The sequence below is a fragment of the Streptomyces sp. genome (assembly GCF_031181705.1).
Classification (GTDB): Bacteria; Actinomycetota; Actinomycetes; order Streptomycetales; family Streptomycetaceae; genus Streptomyces.
In genome coordinates, this window is sequence record NZ_JAPSKN010000138.1 from 4057 (window position 1) to 14902 (window position 10846).

10 protein-coding genes are annotated in these 10846 nt (G+C 74.5%); 8 read left to right on the forward strand and 2 right to left on the reverse strand.

Annotated elements, in window-relative coordinates:
- The first annotated feature begins 125 nt into the window (after nucleotides 1-125).
- The 7 genes from RIN80_RS22160 to RIN80_RS22190 all read left to right on the forward strand — a co-directional run bounded on the left by RIN80_RS22160 (nucleotide 126) and on the right by RIN80_RS22190 (nucleotide 7763).
- A complete protein-coding gene (locus tag RIN80_RS22160; RefSeq protein WP_375141771.1) occupies nucleotides 126-1094 on the forward strand; it encodes an alpha/beta hydrolase in 969 nt (322 codons plus the stop codon).
- Nucleotides 1087-2289 carry an acyltransferase gene (locus tag RIN80_RS22165; RefSeq protein WP_309097386.1) on the forward strand — a complete coding sequence of 401 codons (1203 nt, stop codon included), beginning with the start codon at nucleotides 1087-1089 and terminating at the stop codon, nucleotides 2287-2289. The genes RIN80_RS22160 and RIN80_RS22165 overlap by 8 nt, the downstream gene beginning before the upstream one ends.
- Nucleotides 2282-3703, forward strand: a complete 1422-nt coding sequence (locus RIN80_RS22170; RefSeq protein WP_309097387.1) for a sensor histidine kinase — start codon at nucleotides 2282-2284, stop codon at nucleotides 3701-3703. The genes RIN80_RS22165 and RIN80_RS22170 overlap by 8 nt, the downstream gene beginning before the upstream one ends.
- Nucleotides 3700-4383: a response regulator transcription factor gene (locus tag RIN80_RS22175; RefSeq protein WP_309097388.1), complete on the forward strand. Its 684-nt coding sequence runs from the start codon at nucleotides 3700-3702 to the stop codon at nucleotides 4381-4383. The genes RIN80_RS22170 and RIN80_RS22175 overlap by 4 nt, the downstream gene beginning before the upstream one ends.
- Nucleotides 4384-4489: 106 nt before the next feature.
- The gene (locus tag RIN80_RS22180) at nucleotides 4490-5827 is read left to right on the forward strand and encodes a histidine kinase (RefSeq protein ID WP_309097389.1); all 1338 of its coding nucleotides are present in this window, start codon (nucleotides 4490-4492) and stop codon (nucleotides 5825-5827) included.
- Nucleotides 5824-6489, forward strand: coding sequence for a response regulator transcription factor (locus RIN80_RS22185; RefSeq protein WP_309097390.1), 666 nt, complete (start codon nucleotides 5824-5826; stop codon nucleotides 6487-6489). The genes RIN80_RS22180 and RIN80_RS22185 overlap by 4 nt, the downstream gene beginning before the upstream one ends.
- A gap of 53 nt (nucleotides 6490-6542) precedes the next feature.
- Complete coding sequence (locus RIN80_RS22190; protein ID WP_309097391.1) at nucleotides 6543-7763, forward strand: cytochrome P450; 1221 nt, start codon at nucleotides 6543-6545, stop codon at nucleotides 7761-7763.
- Between the two features lie 66 nt (nucleotides 7764-7829).
- On the opposite strand, the gene RIN80_RS22195 is transcribed toward RIN80_RS22190, so the two are convergent.
- Complete coding sequence (locus tag RIN80_RS22195; protein ID WP_309097392.1) at nucleotides 7830-9437, reverse strand: ABC transporter permease; 1608 nt, start codon at nucleotides 9435-9437, stop codon at nucleotides 7830-7832.
- On the reverse strand, nucleotides 9434-10330 hold the full coding sequence (locus tag RIN80_RS22200; RefSeq protein WP_309097393.1) for an ABC transporter ATP-binding protein: 897 nt from the start codon (nucleotides 10328-10330) through the stop codon (nucleotides 9434-9436). The genes RIN80_RS22195 and RIN80_RS22200 overlap by 4 nt, the downstream gene beginning before the upstream one ends.
- Before the next feature lie 74 nt (nucleotides 10331-10404).
- On the opposite strand from RIN80_RS22200, the gene RIN80_RS22205 reads away from it, so the two are divergent.
- On the forward strand, nucleotides 10405-10846 hold a 442-nt coding region (locus RIN80_RS22205), incomplete at its 3' end, for a MarR family transcriptional regulator (protein ID WP_309097394.1).

Below are 10846 nucleotides of genomic sequence, written 5' to 3' on the forward strand. Positions count from 1 at the left end.
CCGGTGTCAGGGGTGACGTCGGGGTGGGTCTGTCCGATGCCGTGGGTGACGCCGGGGTGGGGTGCTCAGCTGTCGGGTGTGAGCCCGGCGTGGGCTGCCCGTCGGGTGCCGGGCGTGGGGACGGGGTGCGCCGGTCGCCGGTCAGGCGGTGGTGGCGGGCCGCGCTCGCCGGTCTCGTCATGGGCGCCGTGGTGCTCCCCCTGTCCGCGGCCGTGCGACCGGAGGTCCCCGCCCCCGCCCCCGCCGCCCTGGCCCCGCTCGACGCGTCGACACTCGACGAGGCGTACGCGGCCAACCGGGGCAACGCCGCCGAGGCGGCCCGCATGGCCGCCGCCCACCACGACCGGGACCGGGCCGCCGCGGACCGCCGGCTGGCCTCCGGCGGCCGGCAGTTGCTCGCCTTCGACGGTCGCGGCTCCGGCCGCGTGACGGAGGTCCTGGGCGACCTCGCCCGGGCCGACCGCGTCGCCGTCCTGGTCCCCGGTTCCGACACGAGCATCGACACCTACGGCCGGTTCCACGCGGCGGCCACCGCCCTGCACCGGCGGCTCGCGCGGCACGCCCCTGCGGGCACGCGCAGCGCGGTCGTGGCCTGGCTGGGCTACGAGACGCCGGGCACGGTCAGCACGACGGTCACCACGACCGGCAGAGCGGACCAGGCCGCCCCCCGCCTGCGGGAACTCGTGGCCGGACTGCGGGCCGTCACCGGCCGCGGAACGCGCCTGTCGCTGCTGTGCCACTCCTACGGCTCGGTCGTCTGCGCACGGGCCGCCGCCGGACTCGCCGTCGACGACATCGCGCTCGTCGGCAGCCCCGGCACCGGCGCCGGCTCCGCCGCCGCCCTGCACACCCGGGCCCGCGTCTGGGCGGCCCGCGGCGGCGGCGACTGGGTGGAGAACGTCCCGCACCTCAGCGCGGACCTGTTCGGCACCACCGTCGGCTTCGGCACCGACCCCGTCTCCCCGGCCTTCGGCGCCCGCGTCTTCGCGGCCGGCGACGGCGGCCACAGCGACTACTTCAGACCCGGCTCGACCTCCCTGACCAACCTGGCCCGGATCGTCCTGGGCGAGACCAAGGCGGTGACCCATGACTGACCTCGGCGCACGAGGCATCCGCGACGGACTGCGGCGCGGCGCGCAACAGGCCGGCGCGGCCACCCCGCCCGGCCGTGACCGGGCGGTGGACGCCCTGCGGGCCGCCGCCGTCCTCGGGGTGGTCCTCGGGCACTGGCTGGTCACGGCCCTGGTCGCCGACAGCGGCACCCTGCGCACGGCCAGCCCCCTGCAGCACATGCCCTGGCTCGCGCCCATCTCCTGGCTGTTCCAGACACTCGCCGTGTTCTTCCTCGTCGGAGGCCATGTCGCCACCCGGAGCCACGCCTCGGCCCGCGCCCGGGGCGTCCCGTACCACAGCTGGCTGACGGGCCGTCTGACCCGGCTGGGCCGACCGGTCCTGGCCGTTCTCGGCCTGTGGACGGTCGCCGCGTCGGCGCTGCTGCTGTCGGGCGCGGAGTCCGGGACGGTCCGCACGCTGGTGAAACTGGCCCTGTCGCCGCTGTGGTTCCTCGTGGTGTTCGCCGTTCTGACAGCGGCGACCCCGCTGCTGGCCCGGCTCAACCCGTTGTGGCCGCTGGCCGTCGTCCTCCACGTGGACCTGCTGCGCTTCGGCCTGGGCGGCCCCGCCTGGCCGGGCTGGGTGAACGTGGTCGCCGGCTGGCTCGTGCCGTACACCCTGGGCGCCGCCTGGACCCGGGGCGAACTGGAGCGCCCGCGCGCGGGCTGGATCCTGCTCGGGGCGGGGGCGGCGGCGACCGCGGGCCTCGTCGCGTGGGCGGGCTACCCGGCGTCGATGGTGGGCGTCCCGGGCGAGGGCGTGTCCAACCTGGACCCGCCGACGCTGGCCGCCGTCACCTTCGGCCTGGCCCAGTGCGGGCTCGCCCTGCTGCTGCGTGAGCCGCTGCGGCGGGCGATGCGCCGGCCCGCGACCTGGGCGGTGGTGGCGCTCGTCAACCTCTCGGCGATGACCGTCTTCCTCTGGCACCAGACGGCCCTGATGGCCACGACCGCCACCGGCCTCCTCGCGGGCCGGCTCCCCGGGCTGCACACCCCGCCCGACGGTCTCGGCTGGGTCGGCGCCCGGCTGCTGTGGCTGCCCGTGTTCACCGTGGCCCTCACCGTCTGCTGGGGCGCCTTCCGTTCCTTCGAGCGGGGCCGAGGCCGCCGGTCGCGGGTGGTGCGCGAGCACCACCCGTCCGACCGGGGGACGGCGGCGAAGGCGCGTCATGTCTAGGCTGGACCGGGTGAGGGACACGGGGGTGGGCCGCGCGCTGCGAGCGCGCGTCACGAGATGGCTGCGCGTGCTGCGCGAGGACCTGTGGACCCTCCGGGTGGATCCGCTGCCTCCCTCGACCTGGCTGCGCTGGCTGCCGCACGGCGTGGTGTGCCTGACGGCCTTCGGCGTGACGGTCGGCGGCACCGGCGACATGACCGACAACGGCCATCTGAGCACGGGCCTGGCCCTGCTGATCGCCGGCGGGCAGGGCGGCGCGATGGTCCTGGGGCTGTGGCGGCCGGTGCCCGCGTGGTGGCTGTCCCTGAGCGCCTTCCTCGTGGGCGCCGTGGCGGCGCGCGGCCGGCTCGGCTTCGACCCGGACACCTACACCTGGCCCTGGACCGCGGCCGGCATCATCGCCGAGATGTTCGTGCTGCTGCTGCTCGCCCTGCGGGTGCCCACCCGCGCGGCGACGGCGGCCCTGACCGTGACCGCGCTGTTCACCTACGTCCTGGAGGGCCTGCCGGTCGCCGGGCGCCACGACACCACCGGCGTGCTCGCCCTCTCCCTGTTCACCGTGGTCGTGATAGTCGGCACCGCGCTGCGCGGCCGCCGCGAGGCCCGGGCCCAGCTTGTCGAGCAGACCACGCTCACCGCAGAGGAGCGCACCCGCCGCACCCTGCTGGAGGAGCGCAGCCGCATCGCCCGGGAGCTGCACGACGTGGTGGCCCACCACATGTCGGTCATCTCCATCCAGGCGCAGGTCGCCCCGCACCTCGTGGCGAACCCGCCCGACGAGCTCAGGGAGAACCTCGCCGGCATCCGGCACAACGCGCTGGAGGCGCTGACCGAGCTGCGCCGCGTCCTGGGCGTGCTGCGCTCGGAGCACCCCGGGCCGGGCGAGTCCGCCGACCCGGGCGACCCGACCGGCGCGCACACCCCGCAGCCCACGCTCGACCGGCTCGACGCGCTGGTGGAGAACACCCGGGCCGCCGGCCGCGAGGTCCTCACCGAGCTCAACGGTGAGCGGCGTCCCCTGCCGCCCGGGGTGGAGCTGTCGGCGTACCGGATCGTGCAGGAGGCGCTGAGCAACGCCCTGCGGCACGCGCCCGGCGCGCGGATCACCGTCCGGCTCACCTACGAGCCGGACGGCCTGGAAGTGGAGATCGTCAACGGCCGCCCGACCGCGCCCCCGCCGCCGTCGACCGGGGCGGGGCACGGGCTGCTCGGGATGCGGGAGCGCGTGGCGATGCTCGGCGGCACCATGACGGCCCACCCGTGGCACTGGGACGGCTTCAAGGTCACCGCCTTCCTCCCGGACACCCCGCCCGCCGACGCCCCGGGCACCGACCGCACCACGGACCGCACCACCGACCGCAGCACTGGCCGCACCACCGGCCGCATCACCGACCGCGAGGGAAGGAACCCATGACGAGCGGCACCGGCGACCCCATCCGGGTCCTCATCGTCGACGACCAGGGCATGGTCCGGCAGGGCTTCACCGTGCTGCTCGGCACTCAGCCCGACATAGAGGTCGTCGGCGAGGCCCGGGACGGCGAGGAGGCCGTCGCCAAGGCCGCCGAGACCGCCCCGGACGTCGTCCTCATGGACATCCGCATGCCCGGCGTCGGCGGCATCGAGGCCACCGAGCGCATCACCGCCGCGCACCCGCACATCCGGGTGCTGGTGCTGACCACCTTCGACCTCGACGAGTACGTGTACGACGCGCTGCGCGCCGGGGCCTCGGGGTTCCTGCTGAAGGACGCCTCCTCGGAGCAGCTGGCCGAGGCGGTCCGGGTGGTGGCGGCCGGGGACGCGCTGCTCGCCCCGGGCATCACGCGCAAGCTCATCGCCGAGTTCTCCCGGCTGGACGGCAGGCCCCGCGCCCCGCTGAAGGAGCGCGTCGGCGACCTCACCGAGCGGGAGACGGAGGTGCTCGCCCTGATCGCGCAGGGCCTGTCCAACGCGGAGATCGCCCGGCACCTGTTCGTGGCGGAGCAGACGGTGAAGACGCACGTGGGCCGGATCCTGGTGAAGCTGGGCCTGCGGGACCGGACGCAGGCGGCGGTGTTCGCGTACGAGTCGGGACTGGTGCGGCCGTCGGGGTACTGACGTGCCGCCGACCCCCTGGTACCCCCCGTAGTACCTGAGAGGGACGCCGTGGAACCCCTCTCACTGGGGACGACCGCGACCCGGTGCGGCGCCTACCGTTCTGCACGTGACCGAGACGACTCACCTGCAGACCACGCCGCCGGGGGGCGGGGCCAAGCCGCGCAGCCCGGAGTTCCGGCTGGCCGCGGACGCCCTGCGCGGACTGCGGCAGGACCTGATACACGACGCGTTCGCCTACCGCCTGCTGCCGCGCATGCGCGTCGACGGCCCCGTGACCAGGCGGCTGCCCGGGCGCCTGCGGGAGTACGCGGCCTGGACACCGCACGCGGTGGTCTGCGCGACGGCCCTGCTCACCCTGGCCATCGCCACGGTCGACCGGGGAGTGGCCCTGGCGCTCGGGCTGCTCGCCGCGGTCCCCGTCCTGCTGACCATGGTCCGGCCGATCGGGGCGTTCTGGCTGTCCCTGGCGGCCACCCCGCTCGCCCTTCCCTTCGGCGATCCGTGGGGCGACTGGCCGTGGCTGCCCGGCAGCTTCGCCTGCCACCTGACGGTGCTGACCATCGTGGCCATCCGCACCAGACCGCGCACGGCCGCGTGGATGTGGGTGCTGACCGCGCTCTACGGCATCCTCGCCGAGACGCTCTTCGGCTCGGCGGGCCGCTACGGCACCAACACCGGCCCCATGCTGACCGTCTCCGCGTTCGTCCTGCTCGCGGTCACCGTCTGGCACGTCCGGCGCGACGCCGTGCAGGAGGTCACCGCCCAGCAGACGGTCACCGCGCACGAGCGGTCCCGGCGCACGCTGCTGGAGGAGCGCACGACGATCGCCCGCGAGCTGCACGACGTGGTCGCGCACCACATGTCGGTGGTCGCCATCCAGGCGGAGGCCGCGCCCTACCGGGTGGAGAACCCGCCGCCGGAGCTGGAGAAGGCGTTCGCCACGATCCGGGAGAACGCGGTGGCGGCGCTGACCGAGCTGCGCCGCGTCCTGGGCGTCGTCCGCGCCGAGGACTACGAGGCCCCGGACGCACCGCAGCCCACCCTCGCCGACCTGGAGGGCCTGCTGGCCAATGTGCGCGATGCCGGGCTGAGCGTGGAGAAGGTCGTGACCGGGGCGGTGCGGGAGCTGCCCCAGGGCGTGGAGCTGTCGGCGTACCGGATCGTGCAGGAGGCGCTGAGCAACACCCTGCGGCACGCCCCGGGCGCGACCGCCCGGGTGGAGATCGGGTACGTGCTCGGCGGCCTGGGCCTGCGCATAGTCAACGGCCCGCCGCCGAACCCGGGCCTGATCAAACCCTCCCCCGGCGCCGGCCACGGCATCACCGGCATGCGGGAGCGCGTGGCGATGCTGAACGGCGGGATGACGGCGGGCGGCACGGACGACGGAGGCTACGAGGTGACGGTGTTCCTGCCGGTCGCCCTGCCGGACGAGGGTGACGCATGACCATCCGCGTACTGATCGCGGACGACCAGATGATGGTGCGCGAGGGCTTCTCGGTCCTGCTGAACGCGATGCCGGACATCGAGGTCGTCGGCGAGGCGGTGAACGGCCGGGAGGCTGTCGCCAAGGTCCGCGAGCTCGCCCCGGACGTCGTGCTCATGGACATCCGCATGCCCGAGCTGAACGGCATCGAGGCCACCCGCGAGATCGTCGCCGCCGACGGCGCGGCGAAGGTGCTGGTGCTCACGACGTTCGACCTGGACGAGTACGTGTACCAGGCGCTGCGCGCGGGCGCCTCCGGCTTCCTCCTCAAGGACGCCTCGGCCCGGCAGCTCGCGGACGGGGTGCGGGTGGTGGCGTCCGGGGAGGCGTTGCTGGCGCCCTCGGTGACCAGGCGCCTGATCACCGAGTTCTCCAAGCTCTCCGAGAGGCCGCGCCTGCTGCCCTCCGCGCAGGCGGCCTACGGCGATCTCACCGAGCGGGAGACGGAGGTGCTCGTCCTGATCGCGCAGGGCCTGTCGAACTCGGAGATCGCGGAGCGGCTGGTGGTGGCCGAGTCGACGATCAAGACGCACGTCAGCCGGATCCTGGTGAAGCTGGGCCTCAGGGACCGCACACAGGCGGCGGTGTTCGCCTACGAGGCCCGTCTGGTGACGCCGGGCTGACGGGACGGCGCCGCCCCTGGTCACCGGGGGGTGCGCCGGGCTAGCGTCCGTCCATGGCAGCTGTTTCCGACCTCGGGTTCGACCCGTGGGACCCGGCGTTCCTCGCCGACCCGTACCCCGTCTACGCCGAGCTGCGTGCCCGGGGCCGTGTGCACCGGTTCGAGCCCACGAACCAGTGGCTGGTCCCGCACCACGCGGACGTCTCGGCGCTGCTGCGCGACCGGCGCCTGGGCCGGACGTACCAGCACCGCTTCACGCACGAGGAGTTCGGCCGCACCCCGCCCCCGCCGGAGCACGAGCCGTTCCACACGCTCAACGACCACGGGATGCTCGACCTGGAGCCGCCGGACCACACACGGATCCGCCGCCTGGTGTCGAAGGCGTTCACCCCGCGCACGGTGGAGCGGCTGAAGCCGTACGTGCGGGGACTGGCCGACGAGCTCGCCGCGGCCCTGGTCGAGAAGGGCGGCGGGGACCTGCTGAAGGACGTCGCCGAGCCCCTCCCGGTCGCGGTGATCGCCGAGATGCTCGGCATCCCCGAGGCCGACCGGGCTCCGCTGCGCCCCTGGTCGGCGGACATCTGCGGGATGTACGAGCTGGCTCCGTCCCAGGAGACGGCGGCGCGGGCGGTCCGGGCGTCGGCCGAGTTCTCCGACTACCTGCGCGGGCTGATCGCGGCCCGTCGCAAGGAGCCGGGCGAGGACCTCGTCTCGGGACTGATCGCGGCCCACGACGAGGGCGACCGGCTCACCGAGCAGGAGATGATCTCCACCTGCGTCCTCCTCCTCAACGCCGGCCACGAGGCGACGGTGAACGCCACGGTCAACGGCTGGTACGCCCTCTTCCGCAACCCGGCGCAGCTGGAGCTGCTGCGCGCCGACCACTCGCTCGTCCCCTCCGCGATCGAGGAGCTGATGCGCTACGACACGCCGCTGCAGCTGTTCGAACGCTGGGTGCTGGACGAGATCGAGATCGCCGGCACGACGATCCCGCGCGGCGCGGAGATCGCCATGCTCTTCGGCTCGGCCAACCACGACCCGGAGGTCTTCGCCGACCCGGGCCGCCTCGACCTGACCCGCGCCGACAACCCGCACATCTCCTTCAGCGCCGGCATCCACTACTGCATCGGCGCGCCCCTGGCCCGGATCGAGCTGGCCGCGTCGATGGAGGCGCTGCTGGAGAAGGCCCCGACCCTGCGGCTCGCCGCCGAGCCGGAGAGAAAACCGAACTTCGTGATCAGGGGCTTGGAAGGACTCGGCGTGGAGGTGGGCTGAGCGGGCCGAACGCGCTGAGCCTGAGCGGGCCGACGTGCTGGGCGGGCCGGTCGGCCGGCCCGCCCCTCACGTCGACAGATCCCTTCTGCGCAGCCCGGTCAGCCCCGCGGCCACCAGGGCCGCCGCCAGCGCGGTCAGCACCGCCAGGGGCCCCCACTGCAGCTCCCCGCCCGGCAACTTCGGCAGGTGACCGAACGGCGAGACGTCCAGCACCGCCTGCGGCACGTCCAGCGCGGGGCCCACCCAGCCGATCAGCAGCACCGCCCCGGCGATGCCCCAGGCCGCCATCGCCGCCCGGGGCAGCACGCCGTGCAGCGCGACCGCCACCCCGCCGATCACCCACACCGCCGGGAGTTGTGCCAGGCACGCCACCAGGATCGGCCCGACCCGCTCTCCGTAGCCGACGGCGAAGCCCAGGCCGGCCAGGAGCATGATCAGGGCGGCTCCGCCGAAGGCGATGACCAGGTGCCCGGCGGCCCAGCGCAGGCGGCTGACGGCGTTCGCCAGCACCGGCTCCGCCCGGGCCGAGGTCTCCTCGCCGTGCAGACGGAGGACGGCGGCGACGATGTAGAGGGACGCGACCAGCCCGAGCATGCCCACCATCGAGGCGAGGAACGCGTCCGTCAGCCCGGAGTGGCCGCCCATCCGCTCGACGACGCGGCGGGCGCCGGCGTTGTCGCCGACCAGGTCGGCCGCGCCCTCGGTCAAGCCGCCGTAGACGACGCCGGCGAGGAGGAAGCCCATGCCCCACCCGAACACGGCGCCCCGCTGCAGCCGCCAGGCCAGCGCGTCCGCGCTGCCCAGCCGCCCCGTGGCCGGGCCGGGCCGGGTCGGCAGGAAGCTCATGCCGAGGTCGCGGCGGCCGGCCAGGACGTACGCCGCCGTCCCCTGGAGCAGCACGGCCGCGGCCGGCAGGGCCAGCACCCACCAGCGTTCGCCGGCGTAGGGGCGCAGGTTCTCCAGCCAGCCCAGCGGCGACAGCCAGGTGAGCACCGAGGAGCCGTCGTCGGTCGCCGAGTCGCCCGCCGCGCGCAGCACGAACGCCCCGCCCAGCACCGCCGCCGTCAGGCCACGGGCCAGCCGCGCGCTCTCGGTCAGCTGCGCGACGATCGCCGCCGTCGTGGCGAAGACCATGCCGACGCCCGCGATGCCGGTGCCCAGAGCCAGCGCGCCGGTCACCCCCTGTCCGGCCAGACCGGCCGTCAGCAGCAGCGCCAGGGTCCCGTTCGCGACCGCCGCCGCCAGCAGCGCGGCGGTCAGGGCGGCCCGGCGGCCCACCATCCCGGACGCCACCAGCTCCTGCCGGCCGCTCTCCTCCTCGTCCCGGGTGTGCCGTACGACGACGAGCAGGCTCAGGACGGCGGCGAGGGCGCCGGCGTAGACGCCGGCCCGCCAGGCCGTCAGGGCGCCCAGGGAGTCGCCGAAGACCGGGCCGACCATCGCGCGCAACGAGGAGTTGGTCTCCATCCGGCGGACCAGGTCGGCGCGCTCGGCAGGGGTGCCGTAGAGGCCCTCCAGGGTGCCCGGCATGGAGAGGACCATGAGCGCGTTCACCGCGATCCACACGGGGATCAGCAGCCGGTCGCGGCGCAGCGCGAACCGCAGCAGCGTGCCCGTCCCGGCCAGCCCGCCGGTGTTGCCGGTGCCGCCGGACCGTACCGCCAGGGATGTCATCGGGCGGCCGCCTCGTCCTGGTAGTGGCGCAGGAACAGCTCCTCCAGGGTGGGCGGCGTCGACGTCAGCGACCGCACGCCCGACGCGGTCAGCGACCGCAGGACGCCGTCCAGCCGGTCGGTGTCCACCTGGAGCCGGACGTGGCGCCCCCGCACGTCGAGGTCGTGCACGCCGGGCAGGCCGGCCAGCCCGTTCGGCGGGCCGGCGAGCTCGGCGACGACGCTGGTGCGGGTCAGATGGCGCAGGTCGGCCAGGGACCCGGTCTCGACCGTGCGGCCCTTGCGGATGATGCTCACCCGGTCGCACAGCTCCTCCACCTCGCTGAGGATGTGGGAGGAGAGCAGGACGGTGCGGCCCCGCTCGCGCTCCTCGGTGACGCACCGCCGGAACACCTCCTCCATCAGCGGGTCGAGGCCCGAGGTCGGCTCGTCCAGGATCAGCAGGTCCACGTCCGAGGCGAACGCGGCGACCAGGGCGACCTTCTGCCGGTTGCCCTTGGAGTAGGTGCGGCCCTTCTTGGTGGGGTCGAGCTCGAACCGCTCGGTCAGCTCCGCCCGGCGCCGGGGATCCAGGCCCCCGCGCAGCCGGCCGTAGAGGTCGATGACCTCGCCGCCGGAGAGGTTGCGCCACAGCGTCACGTCGCCGGGCACGTAGGCGATGCGGCGGTGCACCTGCACCGCGTCCGCCCACGGGTCGCGGCCCAGCACCTGCGCGGCGCCCAAGTCGGCGCGCAGCAGGCCGAGCAGGACGCGGATGGCGGTGGACTTCCCGGCGCCGTTGGGGCCGAGGAAGCCGTGGACCTCGCCGGAGGCGACCTCCAGGTCGAGCCCGTCGAGCGCGTGCGTCCGTCCGAAGGACTTGTGCAGTCCGGAGACGGTGATGGCCTTCGTCATGCTTCAGAAGCTACGGTTTCTTCAGAAATTTGTGAAGTTAAGGAAGCGTATGAATCCCGGATAGGATGAGCCGCATGACGGAATCAGCCGGAGGCGGCCGGGACGCGGAGGCCGTGTCGAGGTTCGTCGAGTCCTTCGCGGCGCAGCTCGTCGAGGCCGGGATGGCACGGATGCCCGCCCGGGTCTTCGCCGCACTGCTCTCCTCCGACAAAGGCCTGCTGACCTCCGCCGAGCTGAGTGAACAGCTCCAGATCAGCCCCGCGGCGGTGTCCGGGGCGGTGCGCTACCTGGCCCAGACGCACATGGTGTCGCGCGAGCGGGAGCCCGGCTCGCGCCGGGAGCGCTACCGGGTGCACGGCGACCAGTGGTACGAGGCCCTGACCAACCGGGAAGCCGTCATCAAGCGCTGGGAGGGCGCCCTGCGCGAGGGCGTCGCCAGCCTCGGGCCCGACACGCCGGCCGGCCGCCGGATGGCCGAGACGCTGGCGTTCTTCGAGTTCGTCGAGGTCGAGGTCG

What these genes read in the sequence shown, in the direction of transcription:
- RIN80_RS22165 (WP_309097386.1), top strand. Translation starts at nt 1,087, where the DNA reads ATGACTGACCTCGGCGCACGAGGCATCCGCGACGGACTGCGGCGCGGC.
- RIN80_RS22170 (WP_309097387.1), top strand. Translation starts at nt 2,282, where the DNA reads ATGTCTAGGCTGGACCGGGTGAGGGACACGGGGGTGGGCCGCGCGCTG.
- RIN80_RS22175 (WP_309097388.1), top strand. Translation starts at nt 3,700, where the DNA reads ATGACGAGCGGCACCGGCGACCCCATCCGGGTCCTCATCGTCGACGAC.
- RIN80_RS22185 (WP_309097390.1), top strand. Translation starts at nt 5,824, where the DNA reads ATGACCATCCGCGTACTGATCGCGGACGACCAGATGATGGTGCGCGAG.
- RIN80_RS22190 (WP_309097391.1), top strand. Translation starts at nt 6,543, where the DNA reads ATGGCAGCTGTTTCCGACCTCGGGTTCGACCCGTGGGACCCGGCGTTC.
- RIN80_RS22195 (WP_309097392.1), bottom strand. Translation starts at nt 9,437, where the DNA reads ATGACATCCCTGGCGGTACGGTCCGGCGGCACCGGCAACACCGGCGGG.
- RIN80_RS22200 (WP_309097393.1), bottom strand. Translation starts at nt 10,330, where the DNA reads ATGACGAAGGCCATCACCGTCTCCGGACTGCACAAGTCCTTCGGACGG.